The 22493-nt window shown below is 65.5% G+C and carries 23 protein-coding genes; 14 read left to right on the forward strand and 9 right to left on the reverse strand.

The genetic code is table 11. The features are described 5' to 3' along the window. The first annotated feature begins 104 nt into the window (after positions 1–104). The 3 genes from mtgA (at position 105) to JL101_RS15970 (ending at position 1547) form a co-directional block, all read left to right on the forward strand. Complete coding sequence (gene mtgA / locus JL101_RS15960) at positions 105–815, forward strand: monofunctional biosynthetic peptidoglycan transglycosylase (RefSeq protein WP_203097309.1); 711 nt, start codon at positions 105–107, stop codon at positions 813–815. Positions 816–889: 74 nt separating this feature from the next. Continuing rightward, positions 890–1159, forward strand: coding sequence for an ATP-grasp domain-containing protein (locus JL101_RS15965; protein WP_201079525.1), 270 nt, complete (start codon positions 890–892; stop codon positions 1157–1159). Between the two features lie 112 nt (positions 1160–1271). Further along, entirely contained in the window at positions 1272–1547 is a 276-nt protein-coding gene (locus JL101_RS15970) for a hypothetical protein (protein WP_203097310.1), read from the forward strand. Positions 1548–1560: 13 nt separating this feature from the next. Here the strand turns inward: JL101_RS15970 and JL101_RS15975 are convergent, their stop codons facing one another. From JL101_RS15975 to JL101_RS15985, 3 genes are all read right to left on the reverse strand, one after another. Beyond that, positions 1561–2988: a cytochrome P450 gene (locus JL101_RS15975; RefSeq protein WP_203097311.1), complete on the reverse strand. Its 1428-nt coding sequence runs from the start codon at positions 2986–2988 to the stop codon at positions 1561–1563. Positions 2989–3107: 119 nt separating this feature from the next. Further along, the gene (locus tag JL101_RS15980; RefSeq protein ID WP_203097312.1) at positions 3108–3542 is read right to left on the reverse strand and encodes a hypothetical protein; all 435 of its coding nucleotides are present in this window, start codon (positions 3540–3542) and stop codon (positions 3108–3110) included. A 72-nt stretch (positions 3543–3614) separates the two neighbouring features. Further along, complete coding sequence (locus JL101_RS15985; protein ID WP_203097313.1) at positions 3615–4235, reverse strand: TetR/AcrR family transcriptional regulator; 621 nt, start codon at positions 4233–4235, stop codon at positions 3615–3617. An 85-nt stretch (positions 4236–4320) separates the two neighbouring features. On the opposite strand from JL101_RS15985, the gene JL101_RS15990 reads away from it, so the two are divergent. The 4 genes from JL101_RS15990 (at position 4321) to JL101_RS16005 (ending at position 8456) form a co-directional block, all read left to right on the forward strand. Further along, a complete protein-coding gene (locus JL101_RS15990) occupies positions 4321–5613 on the forward strand; it encodes an MFS transporter (protein WP_203097314.1) in 1293 nt (430 codons plus the stop codon). A gap of 54 nt (positions 5614–5667) precedes the next feature. Then, the gene (locus JL101_RS15995; RefSeq protein ID WP_203097315.1) at positions 5668–6141 is read left to right on the forward strand and encodes a MaoC family dehydratase; all 474 of its coding nucleotides are present in this window, start codon (positions 5668–5670) and stop codon (positions 6139–6141) included. A 55-nt stretch (positions 6142–6196) separates the two neighbouring features. After that, entirely contained in the window at positions 6197–7069 is an 873-nt protein-coding gene (locus JL101_RS16000) for an SMP-30/gluconolactonase/LRE family protein (RefSeq protein WP_203097316.1), read from the forward strand. A gap of 310 nt (positions 7070–7379) precedes the next feature. Continuing rightward, positions 7380–8456, forward strand: coding sequence for a fatty acid desaturase (locus JL101_RS16005; protein WP_203097317.1), 1077 nt, complete (start codon positions 7380–7382; stop codon positions 8454–8456). 104 nt (positions 8457–8560) lie between these two features. On the opposite strand, the gene JL101_RS16010 is transcribed toward JL101_RS16005, so the two are convergent. From JL101_RS16010 to JL101_RS16025, 4 genes are all read right to left on the reverse strand, one after another. After that, positions 8561–9922 (reverse strand): sensor histidine kinase, encoded by a 1362-nt coding sequence (locus JL101_RS16010; RefSeq protein ID WP_203097318.1) that lies wholly within the window; start codon positions 9920–9922, stop codon positions 8561–8563. Between the two features lie 19 nt (positions 9923–9941). Next, positions 9942–11162: an FIST signal transduction protein gene (locus JL101_RS16015; RefSeq protein WP_203097319.1), complete on the reverse strand. Its 1221-nt coding sequence runs from the start codon at positions 11160–11162 to the stop codon at positions 9942–9944. Continuing rightward, the gene (locus JL101_RS16020; protein WP_407697326.1) at positions 11159–11521 is read right to left on the reverse strand and encodes a response regulator; all 363 of its coding nucleotides are present in this window, start codon (positions 11519–11521) and stop codon (positions 11159–11161) included. Before JL101_RS16020 ends, JL101_RS16015 begins: the two co-directional genes overlap by 4 nt. A gap of 458 nt (positions 11522–11979) precedes the next feature. After that, complete coding sequence (locus tag JL101_RS16025; protein ID WP_203097321.1) at positions 11980–12186, reverse strand: hypothetical protein; 207 nt, start codon at positions 12184–12186, stop codon at positions 11980–11982. A gap of 308 nt (positions 12187–12494) precedes the next feature. Between JL101_RS16025 and JL101_RS16030 the strand changes: the two genes are divergently transcribed. From JL101_RS16030 to JL101_RS16050, 5 genes are all read left to right on the forward strand, one after another. Next, the gene (locus JL101_RS16030) at positions 12495–12815 is read left to right on the forward strand and encodes a ribbon-helix-helix domain-containing protein (protein ID WP_201079501.1); all 321 of its coding nucleotides are present in this window, start codon (positions 12495–12497) and stop codon (positions 12813–12815) included. 73 nt (positions 12816–12888) lie between these two features. Continuing rightward, positions 12889–13284: a VOC family protein gene (locus JL101_RS16035; RefSeq protein ID WP_203097322.1), complete on the forward strand. Its 396-nt coding sequence runs from the start codon at positions 12889–12891 to the stop codon at positions 13282–13284. Positions 13285–13361: 77 nt separating this feature from the next. Then, the gene (locus JL101_RS16040) at positions 13362–13913 is read left to right on the forward strand and encodes a twin-arginine translocation signal domain-containing protein (RefSeq protein ID WP_203097323.1); all 552 of its coding nucleotides are present in this window, start codon (positions 13362–13364) and stop codon (positions 13911–13913) included. 18 nt (positions 13914–13931) lie between these two features. Beyond that, positions 13932–15503 carry a GMC family oxidoreductase gene (locus tag JL101_RS16045; RefSeq protein ID WP_203097324.1) on the forward strand — a complete coding sequence of 524 codons (1572 nt, stop codon included), beginning with the start codon at positions 13932–13934 and terminating at the stop codon, positions 15501–15503. 474 nt (positions 15504–15977) lie between these two features. Beyond that, a complete protein-coding gene (locus tag JL101_RS16050) occupies positions 15978–16886 on the forward strand; it encodes a fatty acid desaturase (protein WP_203097325.1) in 909 nt (302 codons plus the stop codon). Positions 16887–16939: 53 nt separating this feature from the next. On the opposite strand, the gene JL101_RS16055 is transcribed toward JL101_RS16050, so the two are convergent. Continuing rightward, positions 16940–19111, reverse strand: a complete 2172-nt coding sequence (locus tag JL101_RS16055; RefSeq protein ID WP_203097326.1) for a right-handed parallel beta-helix repeat-containing protein — start codon at positions 19109–19111, stop codon at positions 16940–16942. A gap of 571 nt (positions 19112–19682) precedes the next feature. Between JL101_RS16055 and JL101_RS16060 the strand changes: the two genes are divergently transcribed. Together JL101_RS16060 and JL101_RS16065 are read left to right on the forward strand one after the other, a co-directional pair. After that, complete coding sequence (locus tag JL101_RS16060; protein ID WP_203097327.1) at positions 19683–21065, forward strand: right-handed parallel beta-helix repeat-containing protein; 1383 nt, start codon at positions 19683–19685, stop codon at positions 21063–21065. Positions 21066–21371: 306 nt separating this feature from the next. Then, a complete protein-coding gene (locus JL101_RS16065; RefSeq protein ID WP_203097328.1) occupies positions 21372–21827 on the forward strand; it encodes a YcbK family protein in 456 nt (151 codons plus the stop codon). Between the two features lie 85 nt (positions 21828–21912). On the opposite strand, the gene lysM is transcribed toward JL101_RS16065, so the two are convergent. Then, positions 21913–22377 (reverse strand): peptidoglycan-binding protein LysM, encoded by a 465-nt coding sequence (gene lysM / locus JL101_RS16070; protein WP_203097329.1) that lies wholly within the window; start codon positions 22375–22377, stop codon positions 21913–21915. Positions 22378–22493 lie beyond the last annotated feature (116 nt).

The raw sequence follows: 22493 nt of genomic DNA on the forward strand, positions 1-22493 counted from the left end.
GCAGTATAGAAGCCTGGACGCCGCGGCGCGAGCGGAACAGGCCGAGGTTGCCTCCCCCTTCAGGGTGGTTATGATGGCCGCCCCGTCCCCAGGCCGCAGGTCCCATGTCCGTCCTCCAGCGAGTTTCCACCGCCCTGCCCCGGCGGCGCGTCCTTCCGGCCGTGCTGGCGATCGGGCTGGGCGTCGCCGCGGTCACGGTCGGCTGGGTCGTGCTGTACCGGGCGGTGCCGCCGCCCGGCACGCCGCTGATGCTGATCCGGGCGTTCGGCGGTGCCGGGATCGAGAAGGACTGGGTCGGCCTCGAAAGCCTGTCCGGCGCCCTGCCCCGGGCGGTGATCGCGTCCGAGGACAGCCTGTTCTGCAGCCATGCCGGCTTCGATTGGGACTCGCTGCGCCAGGCATGGCAGGGAAACCTGGCCGGCCGGTCGCTGAGGGGCGGCAGCACGATCACCATGCAGACCGCCAAGAACGCCTATCTCTGGCAGGACCGGACCTACCTGCGGAAAGGGCTGGAGGCCTGGTTCACGCTGTGGATCGAGCTGGTCTGGCCGAAGGCGCGGATCATGGAGGTCTACCTGAACATCATCGAGTGGGGCGACGGCATATACGGCGCAGAGGCGGCCGCCCGCGCCTATTTCGGCAAGCCGGCATCGGCCCTGACCCGTCGGGAGGCCGCGCTCATGGCGGCGGTGCTGCCCAATCCGCTGCGCTGGTCGCCCGCCAAGCCGACCCGCTACATCGCCGGCCGCGCCAACGTGATCCAGCAGCGCATGGCGATCGTGGAACGGGACGGGCTGGACGATTGCATCGGCTGACCGGCGGGACGAGGGAAACCCTTCCGCGTTCCTTCTGTTGAGATGGGAGATCCATCAACGAAAGGGACCGGACCATGTCGGAAACGACGACCGACCACGACAAGATCCGCAAATGGGCCGAGCAGCACGGCGGCAAGCCGGCGGTGGTGAAATCGACCCACGGCCAGGGCGGCGTCGGGATCATCCGGATCGAGTTCCCCGACGCTCCCAACTCGAAGAACGACAGCCTGGAGGAAATCTCCTGGGAAGAATTCTTCAAGCAGTTCGAGGACCACAAGCTGGCCATGGTGTTCGAGCAGAAGAGCAACTTCAACAAGATCATCAGCCGGGATTCGGCGAAGTAGCACCAGCGGCCCGGAAGCCGGCACCCTCCTCGGGATAACGTACCATCGGAAGCTTTCGGGACAGCGGGCATTCGAGACAAAATCGGTCCCCTGTCACCACCGGGTGGACCCTATGGAGCGTTCGGCTTCCGAGGACCTCATTCGCACCGTGGTCTGCGCCTATGCCCGTGCGAAGAGCATGCTGCCCCATCCCGACGCCGGGTATCGGGCCGCCATAGAGATACTCCTGAAACACAACCGAAGATTGACACCAGAGGAAGCCGCCGACCGTCTCATAGCGATGCTGTGCTATGCGGCGGAAGAGCGGCCCGAATGGCTCCAGGTCGAGCAACCGGTGGCCGGCGCCTTCCTAAGCCGGCCCCCGAGCGACCGGATCGCGGATCCATGACTTTCCGCGTCGCCTAACCGGTCCGCCGGACCAGATCGAACCGGGCCGCACGATCCGGCTGGGTCGTGATGACGGCGGTCGGCAGGACGGGAGGATGGTGGTCGGGCAATCCGATCCTGAAGGCCGTCGCCATGGCTGCGACGACCAGGACGGCCTCGGTCAGGGCGAACTGGGCGCCGATGCAGACGCGGGGGCCCACGCCGAACGGGAGATAGGCGAACCGGTCGGGCGGAGCGGCGTCGGGCAGGAAACGGGCGGGGTCGAAGACGTCCGGATCCCGCCACAGCTTCCGATGCCGATGGAGGATCCAGGGAGCCACCATGACAAGGTCCCGGGGGCGCACCGGCACGCCGCCCACGAGATCCTCGCCGATCGCCTCCCGGACGAGGACGAAGGCCGGGGGGTAGAGGCGGAGCGCTTCCTGGACGACGGCCCTGGTCAGGACGAGGCCGGGCAGCGCCAGGGCGGCCCCGTCGCGAGAAAGGTCGATGCCCGCCGCCTCGCGGGCGACGCCCTCCTGGATGTCCGGCGCCAGCGCCAGCAGGTACAGCGACCAGAAGATCGCGAGTGCCGTCGTCTCGTGGCCGGCGACGATCATCGTGGCGACCTGGTCGCGCAGTTCGTCGGCCGGGATTTCGGCGCCGGTCTCGGGATCGCGGGCGGCGCGCAGGAGATCGAACAGGTCGCGGGGCGTGTCGGCGGAGCGGGCGGCGCCCCGGAACCGCTCCGCCATGATGGTTTCGATCAGCCCCATCCATTCGGCCTGGAAGCGCCTCCGGGCGAGGTCGTGCAGATTGGGCACTGCGGCCGGAAGCAGGAAATCGAGCAGGTAGGGCCGTCCCAGCCGCTCCGCGTAATGCGCGATCAGCCGGCGCATCCCGGCACCGTGGGCCGACATCTCCACCGAGAACATCGACCGGCCGGCGATATCGAGCGCGAGGTGCTGGCAGAAGGAGACCAGTTCGACAGGGCCCTCCTCGGCGCGGGCCGCGATGCCGGCGACCGCCTCCCGGGTCGCGTCGGCGATGTGGCGGGCCAGCACCGGGATCGCGCGCGGCGTGAAGGCCGGCGCCAGGGTCTGCCGCTGGTGGCGCCAGAGCTTGCCCTCGGTGAGAAACAGGCCGTCCCCCATCAGCGGCCGGATGATGCGGATCGATGCCGGCGTCCGCCGGTAATTCGCATGGTTATCGACCAGCACATGGCGGATGCCGTCCGGGTCGTTCACGAGAACCCGGCCCCGCCAGAGGAAGGACGAGGGAACCACGTCCCGCTCGTAGGCCTGCCGGGACCAGGCGGTCAGCGCATTCGTACGGAAGGCCTTGAGCTGCCTGTACCAGGGCAACGGCGCAGCCGCCGGTTCCAGGCGGGGCGGAACCACTCCGGCCGGAGTTCGGTCGAGGGGGGTGGAAGCCTTGGGATCGGGTGAGATCGACGCTGTCATCGGTCGCGACCGCGTTCTGATGCCGGGGCCCTACGGTACCTCATTCACGGCGGCCGAGGTGATATCTTCGGTAAACCGCCCGGACGGCAGAGGGGCGGATCCCGCCTCGGGGGCTGGCGTCACTCGGAAACCGATGCCGGGATGCGGCAGCTGAATTCGCGGCCGTGCAGCGTGCGGTACAGGGCCCGCAGCTTCTGCCGGTCGGCGTCGCGCAGGCAGCCGCGCATCAGGTCGTCGTGGAGCTGGACGGCCTGGGTGCGGTTGAGGCCGTGTCCCTTGGACAGCAGGACGGCGAGGAGAAGGGAGGCGTCGGCGTCGGTCCGGGCCTGGCGCTGGTCCGCGGCGGCCATGGCGCGCCGCAGGTCGGCGATGGCGTCTTCCTTCCCGCTGATCCTGCCGGAGGGATCGGCGTTGCGGACCTGGAGCGGAGAAGGCCGGCCGCTGATGCCGAGGCGTTCCGCGGCGACCAGGGCGGTTTCATGCCGCGGCGCGCCGCCGGTGCGGCTCCGGCGGCGGGACAGCAGGTTGGACAGGTGGTCAAACAGGCCAGCCATCCAAACTCGTCACCCTCCCACCGACGCGGTTCGCGCACCCGAAGGAGTGCGTCGGAGGTAGTTACGCCATCTTCATTTATTTATAGTTAAGGGGCCGCAGGCGGCGTCCACCAGCGCCTCGGCCGCCGCCGCGGCGGCCTGGCCGACGCCGTCGGCGCCCAGCGTCTGGCCGCTGGTATAGGCCCCGTCCATCACGAGCAGGAGCTGGTCGGCCAGCAGGCCGGGGTCGGCGGCGCCGACGGCGCTCGCCAGGCCGCGCAGACGTTCCCTGAGTTCGCGCTTGTTCGCCCGGGCCACGGCGTGGCCGGGATGGTCCGGCTCGGGGAATTCGACCGCGGTGTTGATGAACGGGCAGCCGCGGTATCCCGGCGACGTCGTGCGCTTGCCGAGCGCCGTGAACAGCGCGCGGATCTGCGCCCTTGGATCGTCCGGATGACGCGCGGTCACGCGGTCCCACCAGTCCCAGTAAACGCGATCGAAATCCTCCAGGAAGGCCGCGACCAGCTCGTCCTTGCCGGAGAAGTTGCGGTAGAGGCTCATCTTCGCGACGCCGGAATGGGCGATCACGGCGTCCACGCCGACCGCCCGGATGCCGTCGCGGTAGAACAGTTCGGCCGCCGCCTTAAGGATGCGCGCCCGGGCCGACTTGCCCGATCCGTCCGGGGCCGGCTCGTCCTGGATGGGTTCCTGCATGGGTGCTCGTCCAATCAAATCCGTTGACAGATGATACAGGACGGTCTCTATCATCGCAACAGTTTCTCCCACCGGAGCCATCCCGATGTCCCTCCTGAGTTCCCGGCTGGCACGCGGACGCATCCACTACGGATGGTATGTCGCGGGCATCACCTTCGTAACGCTGCTGGTCGCGGCGGGCATCCGGTCGATGCCGAGCATCCTGATCGTCCCCGTCGAGCAGGAGTTCGGGTGGTCCAGGGCGACCATCTCGTTCGCGGTCGCGATCAACCTGGTCCTTTACGGCCTGATGGGACCGTTCGCGGCGGCCCTGATGGACCGGTTGGGCATCCGGACCACGATCGTCACCTCGCTCCTGCTGGTGGCTTCCGGAATCGCGCTGACCCCGCTGATGACCGCTCCTTGGCAGCTGGTGCTGCTGTGGGGCGTGGTGGTCGGAACGGGGACCGGCATGACGGCGCTGGTGCTCGGCGCCACGGTGGTGAACCGCTGGTTCGGCGAGCGGCGCGGGCTGGTCATGGGCCTGCTGACCGCCAGCACCGCGACCGGGCAACTGCTGTTCCTGCCGCTGCTGGCGATGATCGTGCAGGAAGTCGGCTGGCGCACGGCGGTGATCGGCGTCGGCGCGGTGGCGCTGGCCGTCATCCCGGCGGTCCTGCTGCTGATGCGGGAACGGCCGCGCGACGTCGGGCTGGCGCCCTTCGGCCGGACGGAGATGGAGGCGCCCCCTCCGCCCAGCATGGGCAACCCGTTCGGCCATGCGCTGGGCGCGCTGGCCGAGGGAGTGCGGTCCCGGGATTTCTGGCTGCTGTTCGGCACCTTCTTCATCTGCGGGCTGAGCACGAACGGCCTGATCGGCACCCACCTGATCGCCGCCTGCATCGACGCCGGCATCCCGGAGCTCCGGGCGGCGGGGCTGCTCGCGATGATGGGCATCTTCGACCTGGTCGGGACGACGCTGAGCGGCTGGCTGTCGGACCGCTACGACAACCGCTACCTGCTGGCCTGGTATTATGCGCTGCGCGGCCTGTCGCTGCTGTGGCTGCCCTTCGCCCTGGACCTGTCCTTCCTCGGCCTGTCGCTGTTCGCCGTCTTCTACGGCCTGGACTGGATCGCGACGGTTCCGCCGACGGTCCGCCTCGCCACCAACGCCTTCGGGCGGGACAAGGCGCCGATGATGTTCGGCTGGATCTTCACAGGGCACCAGATCGGTGCCGCGGTCGCCGCCTTCGGAGCCGGCGCCATGCGGACCGTGATGGACGGCTACCTGGAGGCTTTCCTGCTAGCCGGGCTCGCCTGCCTGCTGGCCGCCGGAATGTCGCTGATGATCGGCCGGGCGCCCGCGGCGCCGGCCCGGGTCGTCCAGGAGGCGGCCTGACGGCGACTGCCCCCCGATACAACGCAACCCCTGGGATGCAGAAGGAGCCTGACGATGCGCACGCTGGATGACCTGACGGTGGGTGACCGGTTCGCCGGCGGCCCGCTGGCCGTGACCGAAGCTGACATTCTCGAGTTCGCCGGCCGGTACGACCCGCAGCCTTTCCACCTCGACCCCGTCGCCGCCAGGGAAACCCTGTTCGGCGGCCTGGCGGCGAGCGGCTGGCACACGGCGGCACTCACCATGAGGATGATCATAGACGGCGAGGGGGAACTCGCGGGAGGTTTCGTCGGACTGGGCGTCGAGGAACTGGCGTGGCCGCAGCCGGTCCGTCCGGGCGATGTCCTGCGGATCGAGAGCGAAGTGCTGGGGATCACCCCCTCGGCCTCGCGGCCGGACCGCGGAACGGTACGGATGCGCACCCTGACCTATAACCACAAGGACGAGGTGGTCCAGCGATTCACGGCCGTCCTCCTGGTGCCGCGGCGCACCGGGTTGCCAGGAGAACGTCAGGTTGGTAATGGTTAATATATCGATATAAGGAATGGTCGGGTCTGGTGCCCGCCCCAGGGGGAGCTTGCGCATGGACATCGAACGGATCGTCGCGGAACCGGCAAAACTGGGCGAAGGCCCGATCTGGTCGGTCGCCGAGCAGAAGCTCTACTGGGTCGACATCGACGGACGCGCCCTGCACCGCTTCGATCCCTCTTCCGACCGAGACGAGAGCTGGCCGATGCCGGAGGAGATCGGCTGCATCGCGACCCGCCGGGATCACCGCATGCTGCTGGCACTGCGCAACGGGTTCGCCAACTTCGATCCCAGGACCGGGGACCTGGTCCGTCTGCTCGATCCGGAATCCGACAAGCCCGACAACCGCTTCAACGACGGCACGACCGACAGCAGGGGTCGCTTCTGGGCCGGCACCATGCGCATGGGAACCCCGGGCGAGCACCCGGAAGGCGCCTTCTACCGTCTCGATGCGGATCTCGGATGCCATAGGATGATCGACGGATTCTGGACGACGAACGGCCTCGCTTTCAGCCCGGACGGGCGGACACTGTACATGTCGGACAGCAACGCCAAGGTTCGAACCATCTGGGCCTTCGACTATGATCCGGACGCCGGCGTGCCCTCCAACCGCCGCGTCTTCGTCGATACCAGGGACATGGCGGGCCGGCCCGACGGCGGCGCCTGCGATGCCGACGGCTGCTACTGGATGGCCGGGATCGGCGGCGGCGAACTGGTCCGCTTCACGCCCGCGGGCGCGATCGACCGCACCATAAAGGTGCCCTGCCGCACGCCGACCAAGATCGCGTTCGGCGGGCGCGGACTGGACGTCATCTACGTGACGTCGCTCCAAAAGGCCGGTGAGGAGCCCGACCCGCTGGCCGGCTGCCTGTTCGCGATCACCGGAACCGGCGTCACCGGCGTGGAAGTTCCGCCGTTTGCCGGTTGAAAGTAATTTTCGGATAATTCGAAAATAGATTCAAAACAGGATCATTGCGACAATCGCCAGGAACTACACCCGCCTTAAACAGAACAGATCGGATACAATAACAACAAAAACTGAGTTTTTTATAAGGCTAATATAGCCTTTCAACCATTTCGTAGATTATCTGTAGCAATAGGACCCAACCCAAAGGAGATAAGGGATGTCCATTGCTACGTTCGAACGCAATATTTCCGTCAAAAATGATTCATCGGAAGGATTCGCCGATGCTCTTCCCGCCTCGGCGAACGACATACGGGCCGGAATGCACAGGCGGTTGCCGGCTTTCCTGCAGCCCTTCCTGACATGGCTGACCGCCCGTCCCGCGCCGGGCGAGGAGGCGCGGCCCAATACGGCCATGTTCCACGTGGTGACCGCCTTCGGCACCCTCGGTGCCGGCGTGGTGCTCAGCTTCCTGGCGCTGCACCTCTCCGGCTTCTGGCTGGCCGCCCTGCCCTTCCTCCTGATCCTGTCGGCATCCGGCATGGGCAAGCTGCAGGCCGTCGTCTTCCATCACTGCGCCCATGGCACGGTGTTCCGGAAAAGGGAAACGAACCGCCTGGTCGGGGAAACCATCTCGATCCTGCTGCTGATGAAGCATTTCGACGTGTACCAGCATGAGCACATGCTGCATCACAGCCCCAACAAGCTGCTGACCCACGAGGACGAGTTCACCCAGTTCGTCATGAACCTGGCCGGACTGCGGCCCGGCCTGCCGAAGCCGGTGCTGTGGCGCCGGGTGATCGTCAGCTTCGTGTCGCCCTTCTTCCACCTGCGATTCCTGCTGGCGCGGGTCTCGTCCTGCCTGCTCTCCCACTCGACGGCGCACAACCTGATCGGCTGGGCGGCCTGGGGCAGCCTGTTTTATCTGGTCTGGCTCACCGGGACCTGGACCGAGGTGGCGATCGCCTGGCTGCTTCCGGTGACCGTCCTCCTGCAGATCGGCACGGCGCTCCGGACCCTGTGCGAGCACCGCTTCCCGGAACAGGAAGTGATCGATGCCCGCGGCAAGACCTTCGTCTGCCTCGCCACCGCGGGCGTCTTTCCCGGATCACCGGTTCCGGAGCAGTCCGCGGCCACCCCGGGCGGCCTGTTGGCCTGGGCCGGCTGGTGGACGTCCATGCTGACGGTCCACCTGTTCTCCCGCGTGTTCGTGCTGGTCGGCGATGCCCCCTGCCATGACTTCCATCATCGCCGCCCGGCGTCGCGCCGCTGGACGGATTATATCCACGCCCGCCAGAAGGACGCCGATACCGGCTGCCAGAGCTTTCCGCTCGGCTATATCGAGACGTGGGGGCTGATCGAGGCGATCGACGAGAACCTCGCCTCCCTGAGCACCGCCGGAAAGATCTGAGGGGAAGCCAAGGGTATCGCCGAAGCCGCGGCCTGCCCGAGAATCGGGTGACGCGGCGAAAATTTCCGGAAAGGGATCCGCTCGACGGAGTTCGTTTCGAAGGGTCAGGCGCGGTAGAAGACCGACGCCGACCCGTCGGCGACCCGCTGGCGGGGAAGCTGGACGGTCACGGTGGTGCCCCGTCCCGGTTCGCTGTCGATGGCGAGAGAGCCGCCGTGGCGTTCCGCGAGCGTCCTGCACAGCGGCAATCCGAGCCCGGTCCCGCCGAACCGGCGGGTATAGGTATTCTCGAGCTGACAGAACGGCTCCATGGCGCGGGGGATATCCTCCGGCGCGATGCCGATGCCGGTGTCGATCACCTGGAGCACCGCTCCGCCGTCCTCGGTCAGGTCGGCCCGGATTTCGACCCGGCCGCCCGCGGGGGTGAACTTGACCGCGTTCCCGACGAGATTGATCAGGATCTGGCGGATGCGGGTCGGATCCGCGAGAATGGCCGGCATTCCGTTCCGGATACCGACCGCCAGCGTGACACCGCGGCTCCGCGCCAGGGGCGCGACGGCGCCGAGGGCGGCTGCCGCGGCCTGGTTGAGATCGACATGCTCCTCCCGCAGGGTGGCCTTGCCTGACTGCAGGCGGGAAAAATCGAGGATGTCCTGGATCAGGTTCAGGAGGTGCTGGCCGTTCTCGTGGATGTCGGAAGCATATTCCCGGTACTTCTCCTGCGGGGCCGACCCGTAGAATTCGTCCCGGATGATTTCCGAAAACCCGATGATCGCGTTCAGCGGCGTACGCAGCTCATGACTGAGGTTGGCCAGGAAGGCCGCCTTGATCGAATTGGCCTCCTCGGCCGCGATCTTCGCGATGCGCAGTTCCTCCTCGACCCGCCGGCGCTGCATGATGTCGGCGAAGACGCCGAGCGCCGCCTCGACGATCTCGCGGTCGTCGGCGCCGAAGGGGCGCGAGACATTCGCCTCCATCCGGTTGCCGAGCAGCAGCGCTATGCCCGAAGCCGGATCATAGGCCCAGATCACGAACGGCAGGCCGAGCGCCTCCGTCAGGACGGCGCCGATCCCGTCGCAGGCTTCCCGCGACGAGGTGAAGTAGAATTCCGGCGGCTCCGCCAGCGGCACGTTCTCCACGGGGCGCGGCCGGCCGAACCCCAGCCGGTTGACGATGGTGAACAATCCCCGGTGCGGGTCGCGCCGCAGGATGGCGCCCCGGTCGCAGACCAGATTGTCCAGCACGATCTCCAGCATGCGGTTGCCGACCGCCTCCTCCGAGGCGTCGACGTTGACGAGGCCGAAAGCGGTCCGCAGCAGCCGGGCCGCCGTGCGCGACCTGCGCGCCTCCCGGTGGGCACGGCTCTGGTCTTCCTGCAGGCGCAGGACGCGGGCACCCAGATCGTTGCATTGCCGACGGTAGAAGGCGAGTTCGCGTTCCAGATCCTCGACCCTGCGTTCCGTCATGCGCGTTCCTGTCCCGCCCTCATGGAGCACGGTCGCCGTGCAGGATCGTCAGGACGGCGGTCCAGTCCAGCGAGCGGCTCTGCTCCTCCCCGACGGGTGCGATCTCGACTCCCGAATACAGGCCCAGCAGGGGAGCCGGTATGGCAATCTCGTCCAACAGGACTTCCGCCTCTTCGATCTCGGATCCGCTCCGCGCACTCGCCCGCCCGGCGCAGTCGATGTAGAGCGCCAGGATAGGCTGCCGGCTGGAAAACCGTTCGTTCATCAGGCGCACGCCGTCACGAACACTTTGTACCATCAAACCGTTGTCCCGCGACATAATCTGAACGACAGACCCCAGGTGAAAGTCCGGTTCGAACAAAGTAATGGACCGACGCTCCGGAGATGCCCGCAGGATCAGGCGATTTACATAGCGATTCTCATCGTACTCGGCAAACGGATCGCCGTGCTTCTCGCCGAGGGTAACCATAAGAGACAGCGCCCTGCCGTGGCTTTCGCCGATCTCGATCCCGAGCATGCCCTCCAGCACCGAAAGCGCCGGGCGGCCGTCCAATTCCAGGACCTCGGCCCCCTCCACCGCGGTGATCGTCATGAACGCGCTGACCGGCACGCAGCCGTGGAGGATGGCCGTCTCGGCGCCCACCGAGGGCGGCAGGACGACGGCGACGGCGGCATGCTTACGCGGGCGGGTGCCGTCGAAGACGTAGCCGTCGGACAGGTTCATGTCGGTCAGGGTGCCGGCGCCGACCAGATGGGGACGGCGGCCGCCGAGCCCCTGGTAGATGCCTTCGACCAGCGGGCTGGCCGGGTGCAGGCGCGGCGGAACGGTCGACGCGACGCTGTCGTAGAACAGCAGGACGACACGGCCGTCGTCGACGATTCCGCCCAACCGGTCGCCGAGCCGACGGCCGGCCGGGCCCTCGCCGTCGAGCAGCCCGTCGTCGACCAGGATGACCGGCTTGCCGAGGCCCGCCGGGAACAGGCCCACGGCGACCTCGAACCCACTGTAGCCGAACCCCGCTCCCGTGATGCCGCCCGCGGCCGAACCGCCGACCACCGCGATGGCACCGACGACTCCACGAAGGCCCGCCAGGACCAGGGCAGGATCATGCTTGCCCCCGCAGAAGAGCAACGCCCAGGCCGGCGCTTCGTCCGGGTCCAGCAACGCCACCGCCCGACGCGCCGCTTCCGTGCCGGCTTCCTTCGGGTCGGGATTGTTGCTGCGGCCGACGCCGATCAAGATCCTTCCCTTCCTCCCTCTTGCCCGACGAGCCGGAAATTGGCGTGCCGCCGGACGAGCTTGAGCAGTTCGGGGGCGGAGATCGGTTTCGCCACATACTCGTCGCACCCGGCGAGACGGATCACGGCCTCGTCCTCCGGCGTCGCATAGGCGGTCACCGCGATCACGGGGATCTTGTGGAGCCGATCGCTGTTCCGGATCGCCCTTGCGACGTCGACGCCGGACATGTCGGGCAGGCCGATATCCAGCAGGATGACGTTCGGCATGAACTGCATAGCCTGGTCGAGCGCCTGCTCGCCGTCGGTCGCCGTCAGGGTCGTGTAGCCGGCCGCCTGGAGCAGGTCATCGAGCAACTTCAAATTGAACGGATTGTCCTCAACGATCAGCACGGTCCTTATGTGAAGCGGAGGCTTGCCTTCGCCTCCACCTCGACGGGGCTCCGGTGCCGCCGGGGGAGACGCACCTTCGCCGGAAACAAGAGACAATCGCCGCGACATGCGAACCTGTTATTGAAATGGAGCCTCAATATCTCCCACCTGAATGGGGATATCCAGAAGAAAAATCATGCTAACTATCGGCGAACATGCTTAACAGAGCTCGGCCCGCATAGCGGCGCCCATGCCTGTGGAGTTTTATTAAACTTGCGCTGCCTTGTTGAAACAACGCTATCGACAAGCTGCGAAAATAGAAATGATTTCGGATCGATTGACAGGGTGCAGGATGGCCAAAATCATCGAGAAGGTATGGACCGGAGCGAAGACGACGGAGATCTTCCTCCGCCGACCGCCGACAGCTACCTGCGAGGGAATCCCGCCCCTCAGCGGTTCTCGACCGCCCAGCCGCGATAGAACAGGGCGAAGCCGACGAACGCCATCGCCAGCGCGATGACCATTCCGAAGCCGCCGATTTCCGTCTCGATCCAGAAAGCGTTCAACAGCACGCTGAAGAAGATCACGACGAAGCCTGCCAGAGCCTGCGGCGTCTGCGAACATTTCTGTATGCGGTGGAGCCGTGTCCAGTACATTCCCGGTTCATCCTTCCCCGCCGACGATCACCCCGGTCCGCACGGGATCCGGATCGTGACCACTGCGCAGCCGCCGAGCTACGCCTTATTGCTTATCCGTCAGTTAGACTGATTTCCTTGAACGCTTCAACGTTCCGGAAGGAGGGTGGCGGGCGATCAAACGTCGCAGGCGCGGATCTCCATCCCGGCCCGCCGCGTCTTCGCGCCGTCGTCACTTCGGACTAATGGCAAGACGGCGAAACGAGCATATGATTTCTCCCAAGCCGTCGGAAGACACGACAGGGCGGCGTTATGACGGGAGAGAGACGATGTGCAGAGTATTCGCCATGCAGGACCCCGCTTCCTACGCATGCGAGACGCGGGCCGTCCGGCTTCACGGCCATACGACGAGCATCCGGCTGGAGGCCGAGTTCTGGGCAATCCTCGAGGAGATCGCCGGGCGCGAAGGGCTGACGCTGGCCCGGTTCCTCTGCACCCTTCATGACGAGGTGCTCCAGCAGCAGGGCGACGTGCCGAACTTCGCCTCCATGCTGCGGGTCACCTGCGCGCTCTACCTGCGCGACCCGGCCGCCCATGCCGCGGCCATCGCGAGCCGGCGGATGCGGAAAATCGATGCTGTAGTAGCATGATACTACCTCCCGCCTGAATCGCAGCCCTAGGATTTCGCTTGCAAGAGCGAAAGACCAGGGAGGCGGAACCACCATGGCCAAAGTCATCCACGCGATGATCCGCGTGCTGGATGAAGACAGGTCGCGCGACTTCTACGGCCGGGCATTCGGCCTGGAGGCGGCGGACCGTTACGAGTTCGAGGGCTTCACCCTCGTCTACCTGCGCAACCGGGAGGCCGACTTCGAAGTCGAGCTGACCATCAACCACGGCCGGACCGAACCCTATGTCCATGGGGACGGATACGGACACATCGCGGTGGCCGTGGACGACCTGGACGCCGAGCACGGCCGGTTCACCCGGTTGGGCTTTACTCCCAACCCGATCAAGGAATTCATGCGCGACGGCGCCCTGATGGCACGCTTCTTCTTCGTGCAGGACCCCGACGGCTACAAGGTGGAGGTGTTGCAGCGCCACGGCCGATACCGCTGAGCGGAGCCGCGAAGGGTCGGAGCAATGCCTTCCATGAAGAAAAGCGATCGAAGAACCGTCTCCGAGGGAGGAGCACAATGAGGACCATCGACAAGCGGGTCAAGGTGACCCGGCGCAACTTCCTGAAATCGGGCGCGGCGGCGGCCGGCGTCACGGCCCTGGCGAGCGGGACCGTGGCGATCTCCCCGTCCGGTGCCTGGGCGATGACCGCGAAGCATCTCAAGCCGGCCACCATGGTGACCCTGGTCCGGATGGCGCGCGACCTTTACCCGCACGACCGGCTGGGCGAGGCCCATTATGCCCGGGCCGTCGAGCCTTATGACGGCAAGGCCGGCGAGAACGCCGACCTGAAGCAGCTGATCGAGGACGGCGTGGCCGGCCTCGACACCGCGGCGCAGGCCAAATACGCCCGTCCCTATGCCGACGTCGTCGAGGAGGACGACCGGGTCGCCGTCCTGAAGTCGATCGAGGCCACCCCGTTCTTCCAGAAGGTGCGCGGCGACATGGTCGTGGCGATCTACAACCAGCCGGAGGTATGGGTGAAGTTCGGCTACGAAGGCTCCTCCGCCGAACATGGCGGCTACCTGGAGCGGGGCTTCGACGACATCGATTGGCTGAAGAACGCCTGAGCGGGAGGGATCGGGATCATGGCTGCTAAATTCGACCTCAACGACGACGGCGTCGTGGTGATCGTGGGTTCGGGCGCCGGCGGCGGCACGCTCGGCAACGAACTGGCCCAGAAGGGCGTCAAGGTGGTGGTGCTGGAGGCAGGCCCCCGTGTGGAGATGGAGGAGTTCGTCAACAACGAGTGGGAGTCATTCTCGCAGATCAGCTGGCTCGACAAGCGGACGACCTCGGGAAGCTGGCGTGTCGCCAAGGATTTCGCCGGACTTCCGGCATGGATCGTCAAGGCGGTGGGCGGCTCGACCGTCCATTGGGCGGGCGCCAGCCTGCGGTTCCAGGAGCACGAGTTCAAGACAAGGACCCATTACGGCGAGTTGGCCGGAGCCAACCTGCTGGACTGGCCGATCACGCTGGCGGAGCTGGAACCCTACTACGCCAAGGCCGAGCACAAGATGGGCGTGACCGGGACCAACGGCATCCCCCGCCTGCCCGGCAACAACAATTACAAGGTGCTGGCGGCCGGCGCCAAGGCGCTGGGCTACAAGGAATTCCACTCCGGCAACATGGCGATCAACTCGCAGGAGCGCGACGGCCGGGCGTCATGCCGGCAGATCGGCTTCTGCTTCCAGGGCTGCAAGACCGGGGCGAAATGGTCCACCCTGATGGCCGAGATCCCGAAGGGAGAGGCGACGGGCAACCTGGAGGTCCGGTCCGACGCACAGGTGCTTAAGATCGAGCATGACGCCTCGGGCAAGGTGACCGGCGTGCTCTATGGCGACAGGGCCGGCAACGTCATGCGGCAGAAGGCCCGCGTCGTCGCCGTGGCCGGCAACTCGATCGAGAGTCCGCGCCTGCTTCTCAACTCGGCGTCCGGCATGTTCCCGGACGGCCTCGCCAACAGTTCCGGCCAGGTCGGGCGCAACTACATGCGCCATACCACGGGATCGGTCTACGCCGTGTTCGAGAGGCCGGTCCACATGTATCGCGGCACGACCATGGCCGGGATCATCCGCGACGAGTCCCGATTCGATCCGTCTCGGGGCTTCGCCGGCGGATACGAGCTGGAGACGCTGTCGCTGGGCCTGCCGTTCATGGCGGCGTTCCTCAATCCCGGTGCCTGGGGCCGCGGCTTCACCTCGGCGCTGGACGGCTACGACCACATGGCCGGCATGTGGATCGTGGGCGAGGACATGCCCCAGGAGAGCAACCGGATCACCCTGCACGCGACCGAGAAGGACCAGTTCGGCCAGCCGATCCCGAACGTGCATTTCGACGACCACCCCAACGACGTCGCCATGCGCAACCACGCCTTCCGGCAGGGCTCGGCCCTGTACGACGCGGTGGGGGCGACCCGCACGATCCATACCCCGCCGTACCCTTCCACGCACAATCTCGGGACCAACCGGATGAGCGAGAAGGCGCGGGACGGCGTGGTCAACAAGCATGGGCAGACCCATGATGTGAAGAACCTGTTCGTATCGGATGGCAGCCAGTTCACCACGGGGGCCGCCTGCAATCCCACCCTGACCATCGTCTCGCTGGCCATCCGCCAGGCCGACTTCATCGCGGACCGGATGAGCAAGCGCGAGATCTGACGGCCGCCGGGAGATATCGAGGAAGGGCGCGCACCCGTGAAGGCTGCGCGCCCTTTCGATTCGCCTCCTGGTAACCGCCCTCGCGCGCGACATATATGTTGGTGCGCATTTGCGCCGAAAAGTGTATAACCCCAAGCGCCGCGTCAATGGCGAATGGAAATTTCAGTATCTTAGGATTTCCTCTCGCCCTGGACTCGTAAATTCTTAAGAAGGGCATAATTTGCCCACAATCAAGGTCCATGAATGCGGTGCGACACTTGTTGATTCTTCCCGTGGCCGGAGCCACCCGTTCTCCCTCTTCAGGAACTCCCTATGCTGCCCGATGAAACCGGGGTGCAGCCAATATGCGCCTCGACCCCAACGCCTGCGACCTTTCAGGACAGAAAGCAGGCAGCTCGCCGCTGGGCCCAACAGCTCGCGGCCTTCAAGCAGCCCGTCCTGGGGCGCAGCGTCGGACAGATCGGAACGACACTGTTGCCCCTCGCCGGCCTGACCGTCCTGATGGGCTTCAGCCTGCAGGTGGGATACTGGCTGACACTGCTGCTCGCTATCCCCGCCGCCTTCTTCCTGGTGCGGGCCTTCATCCTCCAGCATGACTGCGGTCACGGCAGCCTGTTCAAGTCCGGCTGGGCCAACGACGCGCTCGGACGCTGCCTCTCCGTGCTGACCATGACGCCCTATGGCTACTGGAAGCGCGAACACGCGATCCACCACGCCACCTCGGGCAACCTGGAAAAGCGCGGCATCGGCGACATCACCACGCTGACGGTTCGGGAATACCTGGCCCTGTCGCGCTGGGGCCGGCTGCGCTACCGGCTGTACCGGCACCCGGTCGTGCTGTTCGGCATCGGCCCGGCCTTCATGTTCCTGATCCGCCACCGGATCGCGATCGGGGACGGCACCAACGATCGTGCCGCCTGGACTAGCGTCCTGGGCACCAACGCCGCGATCCTGGCGGCACTCGTGGCGGCCTCGCTCCTGTTCGGCTGGTTGCCGGTCCTGATGGTCTGGGGTCCGGTCATCCTGCTGGCCGCGACGATCGGCATCTGGATGTTCTACGTGCAGCACCAGTTCGACGGGGTCCAGTGGCACCACGAGGACGATTGGGACTTCCACGCCGCGGCGCTGGACGGCTGCTCCTTCTACGACCTGCCGCGGTGGCTGCACTGGCTGACCGGGTATATCGGTTACCACCACGTGCATCACCTGTCGTCGAAGATCCCGAACTACAGGCTGAGGGACTGCCACCTGTCGATTCCCGACCTGCAGCGGGTCCGCGCCCTGGGCCTGATCGAAAGCCTGAAGACCGTGAGCCTTGCCCTGTGGGACGAGGACAGCCGCAGGATGATCCGCTTCGGCGACCTGCGCGAGCGCATGGCCTGACGCCTGCCGGCCGCGGAGGTGCCTGCCCGGCACCCCCGCGGCCGGCCGGTCGATCAGACCAGCAGCCAAGCCGCCTTGCCGGGCTGCATCGAGCCGATATCGTCGGACCCGACCCCCGCCAGGGTGACAAGCTCGTCCACTTTGCCGTCGTGATGAACCCAGACGGCCACGGCTCCGGCTCCCTTGGCGACCACCTCGACGTCGTAGTCCGCACGGTGCCCGGACATCAAGGGCCTCAGGTCCAGGATGTCCTGGCCGACCTTGAAGTCCATGATCACGTCGCCCTTGTCGCCGAGGCCGTTGAACACGAAGCTGTCGCTTCCGCCGCCGCCGTAGAGCTGGTCGGCGCCACCGCCGCCGATGATGGTGTCCTTGCCGGCATTGCCCTTGATGATGTTCGACAGGCCGTTGCCGGTCAGTGTCATGCCGCCCGCCCTGAGCCCGATCAGGTTCTCGACATTGTCGGGCAGCGTGTAGGAGACGTCCCAGAGCTTGACGGTGTCGATCCCCTCGCCCGGCTTCTCGACCACCTTGTCGTAGATGCTTCCGGCCACGTAGGTGTCGTCGCCCTTGCCGCCCCGCATGACGTCATGCCCCGAGCCGCCGTCGAGCTGATCATTCCGGTCGGTGCCGGTCAGGGTGTCGTTCTTCGACGTGCCCTTGATCGTGCTGGTGAACGCGACGCTCTCGCGCCACTGGGCCAGGGTCGGTAGGGGCGTCGGCGTCGAACCGGCCGGGCTGAACCCGAAATCGTCGGCCGCGAAGGCGGCGATCTTGATGTTCAGGAACTTGAGCGTCTGCCCGCCACCAAGGTCCAGAACGACATCCGCACCGGACTGCTTCATGGCCGCCTTGACCGCCGCGAAGCTGCCGAAAGGCGTTCCTTCCAGGCGCACCGTGTCGCCCGCCCCGGCACCGGCCTTGAAGTCGGTGATGACGTCGTTGCCCTTGCCCTTCGCGATCACGAACACGTCGTTGCCGCCACCGCCGGTCAATCGGTCGTTGCCGACGCCGCCGTCGAGCACGTCGTTGCCGGAGCCGCCCTTGATCACGTTGTCCTTGGCGTTGCCGGTGACCTTGGAACCGCCCGAGCGCGTCACGTTGGCGTTCTCGACCGATGACGGCATGGTGTAGCTCGCGTCGGTCACCGTGACCGTGTCGACCGGATCGGTCGGCTTGGGAACCGTTCCGACCGTGCCGGAACCGGGGCCCGCCTTGCCGTTCCACACGCCGTCGAAACGGTTGCCGGAAACCTCCAGGCCCTTGCCCTGGCCGGACTCCACGCTCAGCCAGTTGTTCGACCGGTTTATGGTGTTGTTGTTGATCGTGATGTCCGAGGACGGGGTCGCCTTGCCGCCCGTCTTGCCGGCCGCGACGTTGACGACGGTGTAGTATTTGGGATTGCCGGCCAGCAGGTTGCCGGTCGCCGTGCTGTCGACCGCGCCCAGGAAGTTGAGCGGGCGCTTGCCCACGTCGAAGACCTCGTTGCCGATCGCGACGACGTTCTTCGCCTCATAGTCGCGCATGCCCGGCCGCATCCATTTGGGCGTCGTCCAGCCGCCGATGGAAATGCCGTCCACATCGACGTCATGGACCCTGTTGTACTCGATCCGGACGTTCGTCGAACCGCCCTTGGCGAACAGGCCGGCCACACCCGTGACCTTGGAAATGTCGTTGCGGGCGATGACGCTGTCATTGACCGCGACGAAGTCGATGCCCTGGTCGCCTGCACCGATGATGGTGTTACCCAGGATATGGACGTTGTCGCCCTGGGAGATCTTGATGCCGTCCATGCCGGCGCCGCGGATGATGTTGCCCTCGACGACGATGTTCTTGACCATGTCCTTGAAGTCGGTGCCGGCCATGCCGAACTGGATGCCGTTCTGCTTGGACTGCGCCGTCACGTCGAAGCCGCGAACGACGATGTTCTCCTCGCCGAAGCCGGCGATGGTCGCGGTACCCGCGCTGGCGGGCTTGATCTTCGCGGCCCCGGCGCCGTCGGCCGAGATCAACCAGATCGGCGCCTTTTCCGTACCGCTATGCTTGAAATTGACGTTCTCAACATAGGTGCCCGCCTTCACCATGATGGCCGTTCCGGGCGTGGCCTTGTCCAATGCGGCCTGGATCGTCTTGAACGGAGAACCTTCGGATCCGTTGTTGCTGTTGCTGCCCTTGTTGGAAACCCAAATGGTGCGCTGCGGCGTGATGTTGGAAAACGGCGTCAATTTACAGTTCCTCTCGAATTTCTACGAGGGCCGAGCCGCGGATGTCTCCGCGCCAACTTCAGCCCTTCATCGAACCCCGTATCATTAGATCGGGTTACCTCTTTCGAGAGAATGTCCTGGACGATTTAATAGATCGTTACCGTCAAGTCAGACCTTCCAATGAATCCGGATTATTGATCGATACCTGGGAAATACTCCGAATTCGGAACCAATTCCGATGCACGCGAAATCCCGGGTAGTTGCTGGGATTACGGGCATTTTCCTGCGCCTCGAGGCCGGCAACGACCAAGTCTATTAACAGATATTCAGAATTCTGGACCTGAAAACGATCACAGCCCGGTCGGATCCGTGTCACAACTTCGTACCGGCTTTTGTCGGAACAGCAGACGCCTTTTTTGCTCCCCCGTTTCGATCGTTTGCATGTAATTTCCGGCCTGTTCGCTGTACAGACAAGTACAAATCACCAAATCGCTGCACCAGATCCGGAAAAATCCCATAATCTGCGAGTAAAAGCCCACTTTTGCTCAAGTGGATCCCGGACTGTAACGCACAATCAAAGAGTGGCATTGAAATGGGCGATCGTCAGATCTGGGTTTCCAAATCCGGAAGCAACTCAAACTCCGGCAGCTCTTCAGCTCCTCTGAAGACTATTCAAGCCGCCGTCGATCGCGCTTCGGGCGGTGCCGACATCATGGTCAAGGCGGGCACCTATGTCGAAAACGTCCGCATCCGCAAAGATGACATCTCGCTGATCTCGGCCGACGGAAAGCATGAGGCGACGATCAAGGCGGCCTCGCAGAAAGGTGCGGCGATCAGCGGCTTCGGGGTCGAGGATGTCACGATCAAGGGCTTCGTGATCGATGGGCCGTCCGGATCCAACGCCGTCCATTTCGGCATGTCCGGCCGCGGGTTCGGCGATCCGATCCGCAACCTGACCATCCAGGACAACAAGATCCACAGCTCCGGCCTGGATGGGGTCAAGGTTTCCCAGGCGTACAATGTCAAGGTGCTGAATAACGATGTTTCCGGCTCCGGCGAGGAGGGGATCGATTTCGTCGCGGTCAACAACTCGCGCATCGCGGGCAACGACGTGTCGGGCAGCGACGGTCCCTCCAGCCTCGGCGTCAAGGGCGGATCGTCCAACGTCACGATCGAGGACAACACTGTCTGGGACGCCAAGGGCGCAGGCATCAGCGTGGGCGGCTGGACGACGGCCAAGTGGATGTGGCCGAACGCGCGCAGCTATGAGGCCAAGAACCTGAAGGTCGTCGGGAACGAGGTCTCGGACGTGGGCAAGGCCGCGATCCTCGTCTCCGGCGCCCGGGACAGCCACATCGGCGACAATTATCTCGACCCCGACAACGGCCAGAAGGCCGCGATCTGGGTGGATCGCAGCAAGGCGGCGCACCCGAGCCCCATCTACTCCAAGGACATTTCCATCGAGGGCAACGCCTTCGAAAGCTCCAAGCTGGTGCAGGTGAACAAGGGCAACGGCACCGGCCTGGAAGTCAGCGGCAACACGGCGGCCGCTTCGGGGCAGAAGGGCGTCTGGGCCTCGGCCAAGAGCGCCGCCGATACTGCCCATGCCACCGAGGCTCCGAACGATGCGGTCCCCGACGTGATCGCGATCGCCCGGGAAGTCCTGCCGGAGAGCTTCCGCAGCCACGACGGCGAGGATCTGCCGGACATCCAGATCGTCGTGGGCGACGAGTCCGTGGTCTACAGCCCGATCCGCGACGGCAGTTTTGACGGGGCTGAACTGCCGGGCGGCGCCGCACCGACGGAAGACTACCTGTTCTTCGGGCTGCCCGCCGAAACGGTCGATGACGACGCGGCCGACGATGCCGCCGTGATCCTCACCGGGTGGCATGCGGTCGAGGATGCGCCGCACGCCGAACTGGCGGGTGCCGTCCAGGGTAGCTCAGTCGCCGCCGACTGGCTGCTCCAAGGATAGTCTCCACGTCTCTCTTTCGGCGAAACCCAGGCTCTCTTCCGGCTAATCCCACCCGGAAGAGAGCAAGGGCGGAATTGCGCCAAAAAGATCTCTAGCTTGGTTAATTATCGGTAAATTTTTTGGGTTGACGTCGAAACGATTTCCAGTCATGGGCATTGCTCGCGTGACGATATTAACCATAATGGGGCCGGTTTTATGCATTTTCGCGGTAAATCTGGGGCGGTGTCGAGGCGATCGCTGCTGGCGGCGGGGGTTTCCGCAGCATTCCTCTCAGCGATCAAACCAGCCGCTGCCGCGGTCGCTCCCGTGAAGGATAGAAAGCTTCACCTTTACCATCGCCAGACCGGCGAATTTTTCAAAGAAACCTATTTCGAAGACGGGTTCTACCGCGTCGACGCGCTGGACAAGATCAACTGGGTCCTTCGAGACTGGCGCACCGACGCGACGACCCCGATTGATCCCGCCCTGCTCGATATCCTGTTCAACGTCGCGAACAGCGTGGAGGCCGGCAAGCCCTTCGAGATCCTGTCAGGTTATCGCACGCCCGCGACCAACGCGGCCCTGCGCCGGCATGGCATCCGGACCGCGTCGCACAGCTATCACATGGTCGGCCAGGCGGTCGACATCACGCTCCCCGGCGTGAGCCTCCGCAACATGCGGAAGGCGGCCCTCGCGCTCGGCAAGGGCGGCGTCGGCTATTATCCCAGGTCGGGCTTCATCCACGTCGATACCGGCGACGTCCGGCAGTGGAACGGGCGCTGAGGCAGTCCCGCGTCTTCCGAGACGGCGGAGGGAGCGCCGGCGCCCTGGGCCGCCCGCGCTCCGCGTCCGCCTCGCGGTGGATCGGTCAGGGAATACGGAGCATCTGGCCGGGATAGATCTTGTCCGGATGCTCCAGCATCGGCCGGTTCGCCTCGAAGATCGCCTGATACCTGTTGGGATCTCCGTAGAACTCCTTCGAAACCTTCGAAAGCGTGTCGCCCTTCTTCACCGTGTAGAAGCGCGATTCCGGCGCAGCGTTGGCGGCCGCCGGAGTGGCGGCGGCAGGCGCGTCAGCCTGGGCCACGGCCAGGCGATCCTCGACCTTGGCGACGCCGTGCACGTTGCCGAGCGCCAGGACGATCTTCTCGCGCTGCTCTTGCGACGGGGCGGTGCCGGAAACGGTGACGATGTCGTCCTTCACGTCGACCGCGAAATCCTTGGCCTCAAGGCCGAGCTTGGTGACTTCGGCGCGCAGCTCGTCCGGCGTCGGAGCGTCGCTGCCGATACCCAGCTTGCGGCCCGCATCCTTCACGAAATCGAAGAAGCCCATGATGTTCTCCTCAAAGGGGGTGGACTGGGTTTGGAAATGGTACGGGCCGCCGGAGCGGCCCGTCACTGCACCGCACAACAAACACCCAGTCGGCCCCGCGGTTGCGTGGAGGGTCG

The organism is Skermanella rosea (assembly GCF_016806835.2).
Lineage (GTDB): Bacteria > Pseudomonadota > Alphaproteobacteria > Azospirillales > Azospirillaceae > Skermanella > Skermanella rosea.